Annotated in this window: 15 protein-coding genes and 1 tRNA gene; 7 read left to right on the top strand and 9 right to left on the bottom strand. The window is 40.2% G+C overall.

Features of this window, described 5'->3' with window-relative positions; all coding sequences use genetic code 11:
* Position 1 precedes the first annotated feature (1 nt).
* Together FNH22_RS10535 and FNH22_RS10530 are read left to right on the top strand one after the other, a co-directional pair.
* Entirely contained in the window at positions 2–229 is a 228-nt protein-coding gene (locus tag FNH22_RS10535; RefSeq protein WP_143398319.1) for a hypothetical protein, read from the top strand.
* Positions 230–340: 111 nt separating this feature from the next.
* Positions 341–1,135 carry a phosphatidylserine decarboxylase gene (locus tag FNH22_RS10530; protein WP_143398318.1) on the top strand — a complete coding sequence of 265 codons (795 nt, stop codon included), beginning with the start codon at positions 341–343 and terminating at the stop codon, positions 1,133–1,135.
* Here FNH22_RS10530 and FNH22_RS10525 read toward each other — a convergent pair.
* The 4 genes from FNH22_RS10525 to FNH22_RS10510 all read right to left on the bottom strand — a co-directional run bounded on the left by FNH22_RS10525 (position 1,132) and on the right by FNH22_RS10510 (position 7,454).
* Positions 1,132–1,602, bottom strand: a complete 471-nt coding sequence (locus tag FNH22_RS10525; RefSeq protein WP_143398317.1) for a nucleoside triphosphate pyrophosphohydrolase family protein — start codon at positions 1,600–1,602, stop codon at positions 1,132–1,134. The two genes, FNH22_RS10530 and FNH22_RS10525, sit on opposite strands and share 4 nt — an antisense overlap.
* Positions 1,603–1,688: 86 nt before the next feature.
* On the bottom strand, positions 1,689–3,044 hold the full coding sequence (locus FNH22_RS10520; RefSeq protein WP_143398368.1) for a TolC family protein: 1,356 nt from the start codon (positions 3,042–3,044) through the stop codon (positions 1,689–1,691).
* A 29-nt stretch (positions 3,045–3,073) separates the two neighbouring features.
* Entirely contained in the window at positions 3,074–6,268 is a 3,195-nt protein-coding gene (locus tag FNH22_RS10515; RefSeq protein WP_143398316.1) for an efflux RND transporter permease subunit, read from the bottom strand.
* Between the two features lie 4 nt (positions 6,269–6,272).
* Complete coding sequence (locus tag FNH22_RS10510; protein ID WP_143398315.1) at positions 6,273–7,454, bottom strand: efflux RND transporter periplasmic adaptor subunit; 1,182 nt, start codon at positions 7,452–7,454, stop codon at positions 6,273–6,275.
* Between the two features lie 214 nt (positions 7,455–7,668).
* Between FNH22_RS10510 and tyrS the strand changes: the two genes are divergently transcribed.
* The gene (gene tyrS / locus FNH22_RS10505; protein ID WP_143398314.1) at positions 7,669–8,952 is read left to right on the top strand and encodes a tyrosine--tRNA ligase; all 1,284 of its coding nucleotides are present in this window, start codon (positions 7,669–7,671) and stop codon (positions 8,950–8,952) included.
* 36 nt (positions 8,953–8,988) lie between these two features.
* On the opposite strand, the gene FNH22_RS10500 is transcribed toward tyrS, so the two are convergent.
* From FNH22_RS10500 to FNH22_RS10480, 5 genes are all read right to left on the bottom strand, one after another.
* Entirely contained in the window at positions 8,989–9,591 is a 603-nt protein-coding gene (locus tag FNH22_RS10500) for a porin family protein (RefSeq protein ID WP_143398313.1), read from the bottom strand.
* Between the two features lie 49 nt (positions 9,592–9,640).
* Entirely contained in the window at positions 9,641–10,114 is a 474-nt protein-coding gene (locus FNH22_RS10495) for a hypothetical protein (RefSeq protein WP_143398312.1), read from the bottom strand.
* A 168-nt stretch (positions 10,115–10,282) separates the two neighbouring features.
* Complete coding sequence (locus FNH22_RS10490) at positions 10,283–11,047, bottom strand: patatin-like phospholipase family protein (RefSeq protein WP_143398311.1); 765 nt, start codon at positions 11,045–11,047, stop codon at positions 10,283–10,285.
* Between the two features lie 8 nt (positions 11,048–11,055).
* Positions 11,056–11,889: an MBL fold metallo-hydrolase gene (locus FNH22_RS10485; RefSeq protein ID WP_143398310.1), complete on the bottom strand. Its 834-nt coding sequence runs from the start codon at positions 11,887–11,889 to the stop codon at positions 11,056–11,058.
* Between the two features lie 113 nt (positions 11,890–12,002).
* Positions 12,003–12,950: an acetyl-CoA carboxylase carboxyltransferase subunit alpha gene (locus FNH22_RS10480; RefSeq protein ID WP_143398309.1), complete on the bottom strand. Its 948-nt coding sequence runs from the start codon at positions 12,948–12,950 to the stop codon at positions 12,003–12,005.
* Between the two features lie 179 nt (positions 12,951–13,129).
* On the opposite strand from FNH22_RS10480, the gene FNH22_RS10475 reads away from it, so the two are divergent.
* From FNH22_RS10475 to FNH22_RS10460, 4 genes are all read left to right on the top strand, one after another.
* Positions 13,130–13,203: transfer RNA gene (locus tag FNH22_RS10475), tRNA-Asp, on the top strand.
* 447 nt (positions 13,204–13,650) lie between these two features.
* On the top strand, positions 13,651–14,268 hold the full coding sequence (locus FNH22_RS10470) for an RNA polymerase sigma factor (RefSeq protein WP_143398308.1): 618 nt from the start codon (positions 13,651–13,653) through the stop codon (positions 14,266–14,268).
* Between the two features lie 127 nt (positions 14,269–14,395).
* Positions 14,396–15,439 (top strand): FecR family protein, encoded by a 1,044-nt coding sequence (locus tag FNH22_RS10465; RefSeq protein WP_143398307.1) that lies wholly within the window; start codon positions 14,396–14,398, stop codon positions 15,437–15,439.
* 171 nt (positions 15,440–15,610) lie between these two features.
* Positions 15,611–18,889 (top strand): TonB-dependent receptor, encoded by a 3,279-nt coding sequence (locus FNH22_RS10460; protein ID WP_143398306.1) that lies wholly within the window; start codon positions 15,611–15,613, stop codon positions 18,887–18,889.
* Positions 18,890–18,891 lie beyond the last annotated feature (2 nt).

The raw sequence follows: 18,891 nt of genomic DNA, 5'->3' as shown, positions 1-18,891 counted from the left end.
CATGATGCGTTACGTCCCCTCCCCTATTCCATTGAGGTATAATTTTGTTTATACCGCTACGGCGAATAAGTCCGGACGTATGCAATACCACCGCAGCCAACCCGGACAATCCCGGGAAAGGATCAGCCGAACAGAATTTATCACCATATTCAATACACAATCAATACTTGCAGTAAGGCCTATCCCGGAAAAAGCTTCCTCAGTATTCCAATTGGAGTTCTATATCTAACCTTAACAAAGCTTCATTCATAGCACGGTAAACGTAGTTTGTATAAAACCCTGAGTTACGGGCTATCCTACTCTCTCCGTATGCGTTTCATACTTCCATGAACGTGTCAATATGGATTACAATTTAGTATATCGGTACTTTTCGCTAAATATATGGGGTAATTTACCTTCACAGTTTCAACGATTCATTTCGAAGGTATATGCCAACCTATATAACAAGCACTTTTCCAAATATATCATCAAACCTTATTGTAAGTTTAACTACACAGACCCCCATTACCTGGACCAGTTCCGGTCGGCATCAGGAAGTAACAACTATTCCAGCTTTCAGGATTTCTTTACACGTGTCTACAAAACACTTCCGGTTTTTTCCAGTGACTTTATATGGCCTTGTGAAGGATTGCTTTGTGACTATGGAAAGGTAATTGACCTACCCGCTATAAACGTGAAAGGAGATGTAAGGACTATAAAAACAATCTTTGGAGCAATGGGTAACGAGATTGACGATGGTTATTATTTCAGCAATGTATTTTTGCATAACAACAACTACCATCGGATCCATAGCCCGGTGGCAGCAACGGTCATTGAAATCAAGCATATACATGGCGACCTTGTGTTACTCAGACCCTGGCTGTATAAAAATGACCCTTCACTACCTGCGCTTCGCAATGAACGTGTCAATATAAAGTTAAAAGATAATACTGGGCGTCTCTGGTATCTTTCAATAGTAGGCGGTCCTGCCGTTGGCACTATTGTCTTAAATGCTGATACAATTATTGGAAGTCAGCTTATGCTGGGTCAGGAAATCGGTAAATTTTTGTTAGGATCCACCTGCTGCATAGCCGCTCCCATACCATCACAAAAAGTACTGACCGGGCAACAGGTTTTAATGGGGCAGGATTACTAACCTTCAAGGATCTTTTTTAACTCTGTCGGAGAATAGTTTATGGACTTGAGTGTCTTATTATCCGACGTACGGTACACCAGGTACTTGCCATCTCTTGGTTCATAGTAACAAGGTGTGTTTTTTTCCTTCTGATAATAAGCTACCGTAGCCTTGGCGTCTTCTTCGGTATCGCATGCCTTGCTCATATTAGACCGTTGTACCTCGTCAAATAACGCCTTAAATTTATCTCCCAATCCAAATTCCAGTATAGCACCTGATAACACATACTGAATATCACAAAGAGCATCCGCTATCTCCACAATATCATTGTCTTTTATCGCATCTTCCAGCTCCTTCAGTTCTTCGGATATCAGTGCCACACGAAGATCACACCGCTTTGGACCTGGTATACCGGGCCGGTCTAAAATAGGATGTTGAAATGTTTTATGAAATTCAGCGACTTGATTAAGAGCATCTGGTTGTTGCATACGAAAGGTTTCTAAAAATGATCCTCAAAAATAGAAAAGGCGACATAATTCACCGGCTTTCCTATAGATTCTTTTGCAGTAATTATTTAGTCATTCACATATGTTTCAATTATACCACCTGTTAAACGTAAAATCGTTACCTGCGAATCAATGAGATTATAAATAGCTTGTAAACGAGCAATTGCGGCTGAAACATTTGTATTTTGAACGGCACGGTTATCAAAAGAGTTGATTGATCCATTTTTGAACTTTTCCTCAGATATCATTAGACTCTTAAGTGAAGACTCATACCTCCTATTATTGATAGCATAAAGTTGCTGACGAAAGTTATACTGATCCACAGCTTGTTTAAGATCCCTTGCAAGAGAAGACTTCAAACGTTCTACACGCACAGCACCGATATCTTCACTAATTATAGCATTCTGAATAGCTCTATTGATCCTTCCTCCATTAAATAATGTAAATGAAATGGTAAAATTAGCACCATAAGTGATATTTTCATTATTCCCTTGCTCAGGTAATTGATTGCCATTTCTGACATCAGAAGGCCAATCACTTATGTCCTGTTCATTTCTGGTGAAATCATAGTTGGCAGCTAATGTAAGTTGTGGATACCTTTCCCCGCGTCGCAACGCCAGATCATACCCTAATACAGATTGGGTTAAGTATTGTGTCCGAAGATCCACATTTGATGTTTCCATTTTCCCAAGTAAGCTCTCAAAATCTATAAGATCAAAATCAGCTATTAATTCATCGGTAAGATTATAAACTTGTTGAGCGTCTTCATTTCCCAATAGGAAATTCAAATTTGAAACAGAGTTTTGATAAGCTAATTGTTGATTTATATAATTTGTGGAATCGGAAAGATAATTTTCTTCCTCTAATAATAGGTCTGACGTAATAGAACTGCCCAACTCAGTACGTGTCTTAATAAGTTCATACCGATCTCTACTCAGCTTCAATTGCCTGGCAAATTCATCTAATCTTTGCTCTTCCAATAAAGCAATGTAATAACCTAGAATAACAGACTGAATGGTATTGGAGATTACAATAGAAGCATTACCTGCTGATTCTCGTTGTAGTGTCTCTAAACGTTGTTTACTAATCTTTATATTGTGAATATTAAGCAAACTCCAATTAAGTGCTAAAGAAGGAACCACTTGGGTCGTTTTAGTCTTGCCTATAATTGAAAAGGGACTTAAGGCTTCTCGATTATCAAAAATTGTTTGACTACCTGTAAGTTGTGCTGTTAAGGACGGGAACAAACCCGCCTCACCCCAATTATTATTGTTTTTAGCCAACTCAACATTTCGTTTCTCTATTAGTATATCATAATTGTTATTTAAGCTTAGAGCTATCGCATCTGAAAGTGACAACTGATTTTGACCAAATAATGGTGTAAAACTCGAACAACACAGTATTAAAATACCAAACTTCAACATATTAAAAATATTTAACACAAGTAATTTTATCATGCGGACTCTCTGTACTGCTCCAGTCTGCGTTCATCTATCAATACCCGTTCCACATCCTCTCTTTCAGGCTTAGTACCTGTCCATAGCCATTTAGCATACCGCCGCACGTCATTAAAGAAAAGAATAATAACAGGGAAGAAGAGAAGTATAATGAATGTTCCGATCAGCACACCATAAGCCACAGAAACTGCCATAGGAATTAAGAATTGTGCCTGAAAACTCTTCTCCATGATCAACGGCCACAAACCCGCCACCGTGGTAATAGAGGTAAGCATAATAGGGCGGAAACGCGCTAATCCGGCATTGTAAGCTGCCTGATAGACACCTTGCTTTTCTTCTTTCACCAGTGTATTGAATTTGGCCAGAAAAACTACTGCATCATTAATGATCACCCCGGATAGTGCTATCATACCCCAGGCGCTTAGCAACGAAACCGGAAGGCCTTCTATGCCGTGCCCAATGGAAGCTCCTATCCACCCAAGTGGTATCATAGCTATGATCATCACCGCCTGGTAAAAGGATTTAAAGGTGAGCATCAGAATAAAGAAAATAAGCAGAAATGCCCCTCCGAAAAACAACCCTATCTGGGATTGGGCCCGTTCACTTTCTTTTGATTGCCCTCCGTAATCGACCTCTACAGAGGTATAGTTCTGTAAAACTTTGGGAATAATATTCTCTTGTACGTCTTTAAGGATTGGTGGTACTTCGCCAAAAGGGTCAACCATATCCGCTTCCACGGTAATAGCTCTTTTAGCGTTATAGTGTCTTATTCCACTTAACCCACGCTCAATGTCATAATCTGTCAACTGGGTTAACGGAAATTCAGAGTCATTGACTTTGACCTTCATATCCTCCAACTGTGTCACACTGATCCTGTCTCCTTCGGGGTACCTTACCCATACACGTACTTCATCCGAACCTTTTTGGAGTCGTTGTACCTCCTCACCAAAAAAGCCTTGCCTTACCTGGCTGGTAATGTCCGAATGAGTAAGTCCCATGAAGTAGGCTTCAGGTTTCAGATCAAATAACATCTCCCTTCTGCCAATCTGTACGTTATCCTGTACGTCTTTGAGTTGAGTTATTTTACGTAATTCATTCTTTAAATCGTCTCTGGCCCGTTGGAGCTCATCATAATCTGCCCCGAGTAATCGTATGGAAATAGGTTTACCAAACCTGTTCTGACCACCTACCAGCAGCTTTTCAGCGTCCGGCACCTCCCCTATCTTATCCCTGATCCCATTTATAATGTCATATTCATTAATGCCTGTACCATCCAGTTCTCTGTAAAAAACAGATATCTGACCGGCATGGCTACCATTATCGCCTCCATCACTTGTCGAGCCTAGTCCGCTAAATGTAAATTTCATGATGTCTTTCCCATCACCCACCTGTTCTTTAAGTTCATCATTTACCTCCCATACTATATTTTCAAACTTCCTGAGATAGCCTTCAGTTACCTGCTCACGCGTACCGGGTTTAAAGGCGATATCAATTTCAAAATTGGTAAATGGAATATTTGGAAAGAAGGTGGATTTAATAAACCCACCACCAAACAGCCCACCCATAATGGGGAAAAGAGCTATTAAGGTGCAAACGGATATAACACGATACTTCATGGTATATTTCAGTGCATTTCCATACAGATCATATCGCATCCAATCTACAAACCGGTTAATTTGCTTTCTGATCTTAAAGCTTCTTGTGTCCTCACTTTTCACTGAAAGTACTGACTTACTGGCAAGGTGAGCCGGTAAAACAAAAAATGCTTCCAACAGAGAAAAGCTAAGACTGGCTACCACCACAAAGGCCATATCTTTTAAAAACTCAAAACCTCCGGTTAAAAAGAATAAAGGCATGAAAGCAACAATAGTCGTGGTAACCGAAGTGGTAACAGCAGGTAGCACTTCCATGGTGCCATTTACGGCAGCTTTAATGGGGTTTCCCGTTTTCTCAAAATGTGAATAGATATTTTCGGCGATCACGATACCGTCATCTACCAAAATACCGATGACAAGGATCATCCCAAAAAGAGATATCATGTTAATGGTCAACCCAAAGAACGCTCCAAGGATGAACATCCCCAAAAAAGAGGAGGGTATACCCCACGCTACCCAGGCAGAAAGCCGTATACTTAAAAATAGTCCTAAAGCAACAAGTACCAGAAGCAAACCTATCATCCCATTGGTGGTTAGCATCTCTAAGCGTTGATTCAGGTAATCCATAAAATCAAAAGAAACGATCAGCTGCACTACGGAGTTGGATGCATTGAATTCATCCGCGTAGGTGTTAATATATTCTGATATCTCTTGCAGATCTTCATCTTCCAGCTTAAGTACTTGTACGAAAACTGCTCTTTGACCATTTATCGTCCATTTATTTGGCACATCTGCAAACTGTTCTTTAATGGTGCCAATATCTCTCAACAGTAACTTGCTGCCATCTTCGTTCGACTTCAAAACAATATCTCCGATAAGCTCAGCATCTGTTTCTTTTGCTTTTGACCGGATGAGTATTTCTTCCGAAGTAGACTTGATCGACCCTGCAGATATATCAAGGTTATTCAGCCGGACAGCTGATGCGACCTGATCGAAGGTTATGCCATACCTGCGAAGATCATTTTCAGTGACCTCAATAGATATTTCCCTATCGTTAAAGCCCATTAGATTAAGCTGGGATACCACACCTGAAGCAAGCAAATCATCTTCTATTCTTTCTCCATATTTTTTTAAGGTATAAAGATCTACATCTCCGGTAATGGCCAGCCATTGTGAAGGTGTAGTGGGTTTTATCTTATAGATAACCGGTTTCTCTGCGTCCTGTGGGAATGAACTAATGGCATCCACTGCATTCTTCACTTCAGTATACACTTCATCAATGTCATAATTCTCCAACACCGTTATCGATATGGAAGCATTATTTTCAGAGCTGTTCGAGTTTACTTCATCAATACCAGCAATACTGGTGATGGACTCTTCAATTTTTGTTGTGACACCCTCTTCCATCTCTTCCGGAGAAGCGCCGGGATATGCCACCAGGATGGAAATATTATTAATTTTCCTGGAAGGGAAAAACGATTTTTTGGTCCCAAAAAACGAAGCAATACCCCCAATAAGTGTTAGTGCTATAATGATATTGGCCAGAATGGGATACTTTACAAAGTATTCTACCAGGCCTTTAACTGAATTCAGCATGATCTTAGTTATTTACTAATTTTGCCCTGGCAGATTTATTTTCCAAATCAATGTCCTTCTCTGTAACTACCTCAGATTTATAGGCTTTCATATTATTATGCGCATTGATCAGAGGTTCCACTACCACTTGTTCACCTTCTGCCAGTCCGTCAAAAATGGCCGTCTCCTCATTATAGCGAAGTATATTTACTTCTCTTATTTTTAATATGGAATCAGCCAGCACATAGACTTCAGACCCATTGAAGATAGAATTCCTGGGAATCACCATACCATTTTCCACTTTCCTTGCCGGTATTTCTGCCGTTAGGTACTGACCATCATAGAGCCTGCGCTCACCACGTGCTATAGCAATGAATACATCGATCGATTGTGTTTCAGGGTTTACATATTCACCGATCCTGTTTACCACACCATTCCATTGATTTCCCCCTTCTGAGGTAATGGATACGTCTCCCCCCAATTGCACCCATTCTATGTCCTTTGAGTCCACATCCACCTTTAATTCGAGTTTATCAGAACGGATGAACTTACCAATATTATTCCCAGGGTTTACAAATGAACCTGACTGTAAATCAACCGTAGAAATGTTACCGCTGAATGGCGCATAATAGCGGTGCTTTCTCAGGTTGGCTTCATCACTTTTAATAGAATAGTAATTACTGAAGATACTCTTTGTTGCAATGAATGTCTTCTCCTTACTCGACTTATAATTCGGCAGCTCCGGAAGGTTTTTATCGAGCTCTATAGATTGGAAATACCTTTCCCAAGCTTCATAATTATCAGAAAAATCGATCTTCATATCTGGGAGGATAGCCGCAAGATCTCTAAGGAAATCACTTTTCTTGGATTGCAATTGAAGCCGGGCTTCAGTATCATCAATTTTAAACAGTAAGTCTCCTTTAAAAAACCGCTGACCTTCTTTCAAAGGCTTTGACCCGGAGGTCATTCTACCGGAGACTTCAGCAATCAGGTCTAACATCTCAGCAGTCCTGACCCGTCCAAAAGCAACAATGTTGGTCTGGACTTCATCATATTTTACCGGTTGGGTTTTTACATATTTCCGAATTTCTTTCGGTTCCTCTTTCTTTGGTGGCTCTTTCATCTTAGACAGCATGCCGGAAAGCGCTACTGACCCTACAAGAATGACCAGGCCAATGACCACAATAATTATTTGTCTGAGATTCATAAGTTTTGGCAGGTATTAGGTTAACTCTTATTATAGACTGTTATAATCGCGTTTTGTTTCAGTTTTAAGGGAAGAAAAGAATACAGCATTCAAACGGTTAATTATCGTGTTGAATGACAGGATACTTGAAACGATTATTTTCAAACCGCGTCGGCAAAAGTAAAAAGTTTCCATAACGAGTTCTCTATATTTGCACCCCTGATGAATGAATGATATGAAAGATTTTATAGCAGAGTTAAAGTGGAGGGGCATGGTACATGATATTATGCCTGGAACAGAGCAACAACTGGCCAAAGAAATGACCGCCGGATACATTGGGTTTGACCCTACCGCCGACTCTTTACACATTGGTAGCCTGGTACAGATCATGACGTTGGTGCACTTCCAGCGAGCAGGACACAAACCCATCGCTTTGGTAGGTGGCGCTACCGGTATGGTGGGCGACCCTTCCGGTAAATCTGCCGAACGAAATCTGCTGTCGGAAGACATATTACAACATAACCTTTCCTGTGTGAGAAAACAGTTGGAAAAATTCCTGGACTTTGAATGTGGTGATAATGCGGCAGAAATGGTAAATAATCACGACTGGTTTAAAGACTTCTCTTTCCTTGATTTTATACGTGATGTAGGTAAACACATTACGGTAAATTATATGATGGCAAAAGATTCGGTGAAACAGCGTCTGGAAACCGGGCTGTCTTTTACAGAATTCAGTTATCAGTTAGTACAGGGATATGACTTCTACTGGCTATACGAAAACAAGCATTGCAAAATACAACTGGGGGGATCAGACCAATGGGGAAATATCGTTACAGGCACAGAACTGATCCGAAGAAAAGGCCAGGGTGAGGCTTTTGCAGTAACCACTCCATTGATCAAAAAAGCGGATGGCAGCAAATTTGGCAAAACCGAGGGAGGCAATGTATGGTTAGATCCTGAAAAAACATCTCCTTATCTTTTTTATCAATATTGGATGAATGCTTCTGATGTAGACGCTTCTTCTTACATCAGAATCTTCTCATTGCTCAGTAAAGATGAGATCGAAGCACTTGAAAAAGCACATGCCGAAGCTCCTCATGAAAGAAAATTACAACAGGCCCTTGCTAAAGACATCACAACAAGAGTACATTCTGAAGAAGACTATGAGATGGCGGTAAAAGCCTCACAAATCCTTTTTGGTAAATCTACTACAGATGATCTGACTTCATTGGATGAACGAACACTACTGGCAGTGTTTGATGGAGTACCTAAAGTAGATGTAACAAAAGCAGCCTTAGAGGCTTCCAGTGATGTAACGGAACTCCTTTCGGAAACTACAGAAGGCACTATTTTTAAATCCAAAGGCGAAGCCCGAAGACTGATACAAGGCGGTGGGGTAAGTATTAATAAACAGAAGCTTACAGATCCAAATCAGAAAGCTGAGTTTTTATTATTACAGGATAAATACCTGCTTGCCCAAAAGGGGAAGAAGAACTACTACCTGATCCATGTAAATTGAGTATCGGATGGCGAATTCGCCATCCGATTATGATCATTATTTTCCAAGGCTTATGAACCTGTAGCCAATGGAAAGCTGGAAAACCTGGTTCTTTTGAGAAGCCAGAGCAACATTATCATCAATCTCTGACAGCCCCAGATTATATCTTGCATCTGCTGTCAGGCCAAATGGAAGATCAATACCTGCTCCTATCCCCAGGCTAACATCCGAGCCTTTGTAAGCATCTTTGAGATCAGAAGTCTGTGCAAGTTCTTCCAAAACGTCATTATCACTTTCTGCGTTTAAAAGAAACCCAAACTGTGGTCCAAGCTGAAGGTTAAGCCCTCCTATTAAATACAGCTTGAGCAATACCGGGATATTCAGATAATTAAAATTTGACTTAGCATCTTCAACTCCACTAAATTCAAATTCAGCTCCTTGTGATGAATAGATCAATTCAGGTTGTATGGCGAACTTCGATACTTTAATAGTTGCGAATGCCCCCACATGATATCCCGTTCTGGAACTAGCATCCGTATCCGTATCTATATTGGCAAAGTTAAGCCCTCCTTTCAGCCCTAACCTAAAGCCAGCCTGGGCATTGGATTGCACTACTATTCCTACTAATAAGACAATGGTTAAAAGTGTTAATTTTTTCATAATAGATTGGTTTGTTGAAACCTGACTATGAATCGTACTTCAAGTACCGCTAATTCAAGTCATAGCGGATCCCGAATGACAAAACAGCCTGGTCAAAATCATTGATCACAAATTTGAACTGCGCAAAAGGTGTAATCACAGAATTAATATCGAAGTTCGATCCTATCCCCAGGTTCAAACCAAGTTCAGAGTCGGTTTCATTTTCTCCAGTAGCAGTTTCAAACTTAAACGTAGACAAGTTTAAACCTGCTAAACCATAAACTGAAGCTGCACTGGAGCCTGCAAAATAAAAGTGAGCATCGGCATTAAGCGTCCAAAAGCCATTATCTCCTTCAATAAAGAAAATATTTACCTCAGGGGACAGGGCCAGATTATCTTTTAAAAAGAATTCACCGTTCAGGTTAAGACCAAATTCTTCTACATCAGTACCATAAGCGAAGCCACCGCCGATACGTGTTTGACCTTGCGCAGTAAATACGCCAACCATTAAAGCAAATAAGACAACTAGGGAGATTTTTTTCATAATACTATTTTAAGTTTTCTCAATGATACGAAAAAAGCGCATATGGAAACCCGTGAAAACAATTTTTATACCGATCAAATTGTACAGGCTATAGTTCAACTTAAGGGGCCACCATTTATTGCTAAAAATTACATGAATAACTTCAAATTATAGCTTAACCATCCGTCTTCAAAGCCTATCTTTTAAATCGGAATGTTCTAAATATGTAATAGCTTCCTGGTAACCTATTTTGAAAATTTCCTCTGCTTTGTTGATATCCAAAACTTTATACTCTTCCAGTCCGGCCGGCTCGATAAAGTAATCACATAAGTGCCGTCTGCTGTAAACATTGCACGTAATGGCCATCATCAACGACCTCTCCATGACATCCTTAGCGTTTTTCGCATCATAATCGGAGTCTACCGGATTGGAATGAGAGGCTATCACCAACGCACACTTTTCCCTTATCGGCTCCACCGGCAAGTTATTTAGTATCCCTCCATCCACATATAGCTGGCCGTCAAACGCCACCGGATCAAATAACACAGGTATACAGGAGGACGCACAAATGGCCGGCACCAATGGTCCTTTATCAAAATAGGTAGTTTTTCCCGTTTTAATATTCGTTGCCGCCGCGTAAAGGGGTATCTTTAAAGACTCAAAGGTATCTTCTTTTAAATGTTTGCTTATGAACTTATTAATAGCATCCATTTTTAATACCCCTTTCCAGCTCATCGCCAGCTGTAAAAAGCGGGCAGTTTTAATTTCTGTAATAATTTCAAGGATCCGTTCTACAGAAAACCCGGCTGCATAAAATGTCCCTATTATAGCGCCGGCGCTTGCACCTGAAATAGCTGAAATATGTACATCATTTTCTTCAAGGGCTTTGATCACCCCAAGATGAGCTACCCCCCTTACTCCTCCACCCGATAATACAAGGCCTACATCATGCATACTGCTATTTATAATATTTCTTTTAGTGGGAACGTTTGATCCAGACGTACCCCTCTATCGGTATGTTTTACTGTACAACATTCGTTAACAGGGTCATGCTCCAAAAAGAGAACATAGTTATTATCCGCCGCCTCTTGCATGAAATCTGCCTTTTCTATCATGGTCAGCAGTGGCCTGGTATCATATCCCATAACATATGGTACGGGAATATGTCCAATTGACGGCAATAAATCTGCCGCAAAAACGATGGTATGTTCTTTATATTTGATTTTGGGCAGCATTTGTTTATCTGTATGGCCGTCCATACTTAAAACATCGAATTGCGAAAACGGACTGGGTTTATCAAAATCAACAAATTTCAAATGACCGCTTTCTTCCATGGGAAGAATATTTTCCTTCATGAAACTGGCCTTTTCCCTGGGGTTAGGTTCTATGGCCCATTGCCAATGGTCCTTGTTTGACCAGTAGTTAGCATTTTCAAATGTTAGCTCACCCGCATTATTTTTAACACCTCCGCCACAATGATCAAAGTGCAGATGGGTGAGGAACATATCAGTGACATCGTCGGCTGAAAAGCCTGATTGCTTCAATGAATTGTGAAGGCTGTCATCACCACTAAGGTAATAATAGCTAAAAAACTTTTCGCTTTGCTTATCCCCTATTCCATTATCAATAAGGATCAGTTGCTCTCCATCTTCTATTAATAAACATCGCATGGCCCACTGGCACATGTTATTTTCATCTGTTGGGTTTGTTCTTTGCCAAATGCTCTTAGGCACTACGCCAAACATGGCTCCTCCATCTAGTTTAAAAAATCCTGTATTGATTACGTGAAGTTTCATATGCTACTTTCGGGTTAATTATAAGGTATATTTATACTGTGCACCTAAAAATAGGGGGATATAAAAAAACCACAAGCTATTCACCTGTGGTTTTTTTATATCCCTGATATTTATCATTCCTGGTATGTCCCCATGGCACAGAATTTATCAATACGCTGCGCTATTCTTGTTTCAGGGTCAATCTTATTAAGCTCTGCAATATTTTCAATGATCACCTTTTTAAGCTGACCTGCCATCCATTTCACATCGGTATGGGCTCCACCTAAAGGCTCTTTAACGATGCCATCAACTATTTTTAACTCCGCCATATCTTTAGCAGTTAGTTTTAATGCCTCAGCAGCTTCTTCTTTGTAATCCCAACTTCTCCATAATATGGAGGAACACGACTCCGGCGAAATTACAGAATACCAGGTATTTTCAAGCATAAGTACTTTGTCACCTATGGCAATCCCCAATGCGCCCCCGGAAGCACCCTCTCCTATTATAATACAGATTACCGGCACTTTTAACATGAACATTTCACGCAGGTTACGCGCGATAGCCTCACCTTGTCCGCGTTCTTCAGCCTCCAGCCCGGGAAAGGCCCCCGGAGTATCAATAAGTGTCACAATAGGCTTACCAAATTTTTCGGCCATTTTCATCAATCGAAGTGCCTTTCTATAACCGTCAGGATTAGCCATACCAAAATTACGCTCCTGGCGCTGCTTGGTATTCCGGCCTTTTTGCTGGCCAATAATCATAACGGTCTGTTTGTTTATAGTAGCAAAACCCCCTACCATGGCTTTATCGTCCCTTACGCTGCGATCACCATGCAATTCCACAAAATCATTCGCAATTTCATAGATATAATCCAGTGTATAAGGGCGCTCAGGGTGACGTGATAACTGGACGCGCTGCCAGCGCGTTAGATTTTCAAATGTCTCCTGCTTAAGGGTAACTATTTTATTTTCGAGCGAAGTCACCGCATCTTTTATGTTCACATCACTATCTGCGGCCAGCTTTTTCATATCATGTAGTTTCGCCTCTAGTTCGGCAATAGGCTTTTCAAATTCCAGTAGCATATATATTCTGGTTAAGGAAGGTACAAAAATATCATTTAATATCTATTTCAATAGTCGGTCAATGATATTAACAGCCTGAAGTAATTCATAAAATAAATTTCAGAATATCTATTGCTTTTATATTCCAGTCACTATACATTTGCACCACCTTAAACGAAAGGGATTTAAAAATACAATTTGGTCCGGTAGTTCAGTTGGTTAGAATGCCTGCCTGTCACGCAGGAGGTCGCGAGTTCGAGTCTCGTCCGGACCGCTCACAAAGCTCTATACATGGTGTATAGAGCTTTTTTTATGCCTGTATAGATAGAATCAGGTTATATTCGCCTCTGTTTAAATATCCTACTCCCTTTAAGGACCAAACTGAAGTCAAGACCCAAAGGGTAAGCCCCACTGAGAACAAAAAACACACCGTCTGTCTATCCCACTTCAGGAACACTTTTGTACTTATTCCGAACAATTACATCACAACGCTATATTTTTCTAAGCAAAATGGAAAAGGCTTCCAAAAATTAGAAGCATCTTAGAAAAACTCATTGTATTTTACACCATAGATGAAGGCTATGTTATTAATTAGTAAGCTTTTGTTTACTATATTCCGGGTTAAGTCATTGTTTACTATATTTCGCTCGGAAAAGTGATCATGCATTGTTAATTATGCTTTCTTTGACGCTGTGTTAGAAATAGTTGCATTTTAAATTTGATGATAGAAGAGGGACCGGACCATTCAAAATTATCAGATGGCCAATTGTGGACTCAATTGAAGGCAAACGATCAGCATGCTCTGAATACTATCTATCTAAGGTATATTAGGTCTCTTTATAATTATGGTTTTAAAATAGCCCAGGATGATAAACTGGTTGAAGATGTCATTCAAGATCTTTTTGTTGACTTTTGGGAAAAACGACATAGATTATCAGACGTTGAAAATGTTGAAGCTTATCTATTCAAGGCCTTCAAAAGAAGATTATTGAGAGAAATTCACCGCTTAAAAAAACGTACGTCTTTGGGGTTATCCGATGACCTGCTGGACTATGAATTTCCTCTGCAGCCCTCCATCCAGTCAGAATTCATTAATGAAGAAGAACAGCGAAGCCAACAAGACCGCTTAGCGGAAGCGCTAAAAAGGCTAACTCCGAGGCAACGTGAAGCTATTTTCCTAAAGTATCAACAAAAATTATCTTTTGCTGAAGTAGCCCAGGTAATGGAAATAGAAACCAAGGCGATCTATAAACTGATGTCCAGGGCAATCAACACGCTAAAAGAGAATATGAAATTAGGTATGCTAGCTTGCACCCTACTTCTCTCTGATTTTTTATAAATTCTTAAGCATTTCTGTATTCCATTTTTGATCTTACATCATTTTTTTTCACCGCAATGGGGTAAAATTTAATTCGAGTGTCTCTATTCTTTTGTAAAGGGTATTTAATCTTAACTATTACCTGACAATGGAGAAAGACTATTCAAAGTATACCGTCCAGGATTTCCTGTTTGATGAAGCCTTTATATTATTGGCCTACAGGGGAACTGAAGAAAAAGAGATATGGCATACTCTTTTAAAAGAGCACCCCGAAAAGACAATTGAAATGGAAGAAGCAAGACGCATTCTTCATTCAATGACATTCGCGGAAGATGAGATCAGTGAAGCCCAACTCACAAGCATTGCCGATAAGGTCAAGCAACAGATCACTGCCGGTGAATACCAAAAAAAGCGAAAAAACCAGCTTTCAAGCCTCTACAAAATTGCAGCTTCTCTGGTCATTTTAGCGATAATCTGTTTTGGCACCTATAGATTCATTGATTTTGACGAGGAAACTTCTACGGACATACCTCTGGCAGCAGTTCATAAATCCAATCCAAGAGGTCAGAAATCGAAGGTGACTTTACCAGACGGCTCTAAAGTTATGCTAAACTCTGAGAGCAAAATTTCATTTCCCAAGAAATTTGATCATGGTTTGAGAGAAGTTCACCTGGAAGGTGAGGCCTTTTTTGAAATCAAAAAAGACTTGGAAGCGCCGTTTATTGTATATACCAAGGCACTGAAGGCAACTGTATTAGGTACTTCTTTCAACGTAAGAAGCTTTCCTGAAGAAGATTATACTAACGTGGCGCTGTCTACGGGTAAGGTCTCTGTCGCCACCATAGATTCCAGTGATATTCAGAATAAGGTAGTAGTTCTTGAGCCTGGTCGTCAAGCCGTTTACCATAAAGGATCTTCCAAAATCTCTGAAGGTTCTTTTGACATGGAAGAGATACTTGCCTGGAAGAATAAAACGATCTATTTCAAACAAGCTAACATGGCAGACATAGAAAACAAGTTAGAGCGCTGGTATGGTGTGGACATTACTGTCGAAAACACTGCCAGGAAGAAAGTAAGTCTGTCTACGACCTTCAAAGACCAGCCCTTAAGCAGTGTACTTAAGAGTTTGGCTTTTACCTTAAAATTTGACTACCAAAAAGGTAAAAACGAGGTAATCATTCGATTCAAATAAAACTTTATTGACATGCTATTCAATACAAGCTAATAAAAAAAACCGGTGATAAATATCACCGGTCATAACATCGCCCTTAATGACAGGTTAATCCATGCTCCAACATATACTAATCGACCATTAAGAGCACTAAAAGTTCATTTAATCAGTATTAAACAAACGCACAAATTTATGAAAAATAAACTTTTACCAGTTATTATCATGCTCTCCAAATACACTGTCTATAGCCTTGTTGTCATGTGCATATTTTCAAATTTGATTTTGGCAGCAGAAGGGAATGCGCAGAAATATAGGAGTGTAAAAGAAGTGAATGTGTATATAGGCTTCAAGGACGCCACTTTAGTGGAGGTTTTTAATAAGATCGAGGAACAGACAAATTTCATCTTCACGGTTGACCATAATCAAATTGATAAAGATATAACCATAACAAGGCGACAAAAAAACACCACTGTGGCCGAGTTATTAATTGATTTATCGAAAAAGGCAAGCCTGAAGTTCAGACAGGTTAATAATAATATTAATGTGGTATCTATAAACCAGTCTTCCAAAGCTGACCGCTTGGAAATAGCCGTCGATGAAGTGGCGGATATTCAAATAACGGGTGTAATAACCGATGAAAATGAAGAACCCCTGGTTGGGGTCAGTATAGTAGTCAAAGGCACTACTATCGGCACCATTACGGACATTAATGGGAATTACACTTTAATGGTCCCTGAAAATTCAACCTTAATAGTTTCTTATATCGGACATAGATCCAAGGAAGTGGAAGTGGGTAATAGAGGAATTATTAACATCGTTTTAGAAGAAGATATCAGGACATTGTCAGAAGTAGTGGTAGTGGGTTATACAGAGAAAGATGCCAGAAAACTTACTTCGTCACTGGCCACAGTAAGTAGTGACAGGCTTGAAAAAGTACCAATGGCTACTTTCGATAATATCCTGCAAGGTAACGCTGCCGGTGTTCTTATTCAGTCCGGTACTGGTCAGCCTGGAAGATCAGCAGCTATTAATATAAGAGGTATCAAGTCAATAAATACGAATGATGATCCATTATATATCCTGGATGGGACCGTAATAACAGCCGGAGATTTTGCAGCTATTAATCCCAATGATATTGGTTCCTTAAGTATTTTGAAAGATGCTGCGGCCACCCAGATATATGGTTCCAGGGGAGCGGCAGGAGTGGTAGTTATCACTTCAAAAGAAGGAGTGAAAGGAAAGACAAGAATGGAATACAGCACCTATTTTGGCTTTTCGCCTAAGCCTGGCTATAATGACGGAGTCCAGCCACTTACATCCGCGCAAAATATTGACCTACAGCATGAGCTTGGGGCTGGTTCTACCGTTGGCTTTAATCAGAGAGACATTGACTCCCTTAAGCAGATCAATACCGATTGGCTGGATGTCACCACTAGAAATGGTAAGATACAGTCTCATGAGATCTCTCTTTCAGGAGGAAATGAAAATACCACTTTTTACTTATCCGGGGCTTACTTTAGCCAGGAAGGAATAGCGCTAAGGTCTGATCTGGACCGGTATTCTGTCAAACTGAATCTTGAACATGAAATAAAAAACTTTACGATAAGGTCCAATGTCTATTTGGCTCATACTGATTCCAGGGACAGTCAGTCCGAGGGAAGCTTTAGCAGATCCAACTCTTTTTACGGGTCTATAAGAACCGCCCCCTATAATCCAGTGGTACATCCGGTAACAGGCGAATATGTATTGGGACTGGAAGGCAGAAATATTGTAGAACGGACAAATACAACCATAGAGGACCGTGACTCTGATAATGCTATTATAAGTCTAAGGGGAGAGTATAAATTTCCGTTCCTAAAAGGGTTGAGCGTTGTCTCGAACTGGTCCTTAAACTACAGACAGGAAAATGACGTTGACTTTGTAGACCCCCAATCCTTTAGAGGCCAAACCCGTCAAGGTGGACAAGGACTGCTAGAAAATTCTTTTAGCAGGAGAACCCTGCTAACAGGGACGAACTCTCTCCATTATAATTTTGATATCGCCAAAGAGCACTTTTTTCAGGTAGCTGCTTATCAGGAGTTTTTCCAGGAAAAGGAAACAGAAACTTCTGTAGAAGTGTTTGGTTTTGATAAGATCAATACAATAGCAGGTGGTGCGCAAGGTACTCCCGAAAATGGTTTCATCCCAATTTTTGGCGGAGGCATTAATGAAAATGCGTTGTCATCACTATTTGGAACCATTGATTATTCTTACAACAATAAATACAATGTAACGGCAGGAGTGCGGCGTGACGGGTCCAATAGGTTTGGGATCAATAACCGTTTTGGAACCTTTTATTCTGTGGGTTTAGGTTGGACTTTCAGTGAAGAAAACTTCACATCGGGACTAGACTTTTTAAATTATGGAAAAATCAGAGCCAGTTATGGGACTGTTGGGAATCAAAATATTAGTAATACAGCAGCCCGACCTATATTTGTTCCACGCTCTTACGGAGGGATAAATGGCATTGCCGAAGACCTGTCTAACCCCGATCTAAAGTGGGAACAAACTCAAAAATTAAACCTGGGAATTGATGTGACGCTATTTGATAATTTTTTATCCCTTAACGTTGATTGGTACAATGAGGTAACAACAGACCTGCTGATTTTCACACCGCTTTCGCAAACTACTGGGTTTGACGATCAGTTGAGAAATACCGGATCTTTGCGAAACAGAGGGATTGAAATCAATCTTAGCAGTAATAATATTGATAAAGGCGGTTTTAAGTGGAGTACAGACTTTAACATTTCTAGAAACCGAACAATAATAACTAAACTACCCAATGGCGAATTTTTAGACGGCAATATACTGGTCAGAGAGGGGCTTGAGTATCCCATGCACTTTAGAGTAAGGAGGGCTGGTGTAAATCCGGCTAATGGAAGGTTTTTATGGCACAACATCAATGGAGAATTAACGGAAGTCTTTGACCTTAACGATCGTGTTGCGGAGTTACCGGCAACACCAAGATTTTTTGGGGGCATTACTAACACCCTAAGATACAAGGGATTTACTCTTAGAATGTTATTTACCTTCTCTGAAGGAAAGTACATCATGAATACCGCAAGGACTTCACTGGATAATCCCACAAAAACAAGCAATGGAAGCGCTTCTACGAATGCTCTGCGACTTTGGAGGCAGCCTGGTGATATAACCGATATACCCAGTGCAAGACAAGGTGAGTATTTTAGTGATTCGGGGTTCATTGAAGATGCCTCATTCATCAGGCTAAGAAATGTGAGACTTGCTTATCAGCTTCCTCCTACGATAACGGACAGGTTGCATATATCGGGACTGAACGTTTACCTCCAGGGTCAGAACGTTCTTACGTTTACTTCTTATTCCGGTTTGGATCCTGAAAACTCCGGCATAGAAGAACGGGCCGAATATCCGGCACTGTCTACTTACACAGTAGGAGTTGATGTTAAATTTTAATC

This window comes from Fulvivirga sp. M361 (assembly GCF_007097395.1).
GTDB lineage: Bacteria > Bacteroidota > Bacteroidia > Cytophagales > Cyclobacteriaceae > Fulvivirga.
The sequence above is the reverse complement of the archived record's forward strand: the minus strand, read 5'-3'. Positions and strand labels throughout refer to the sequence as shown.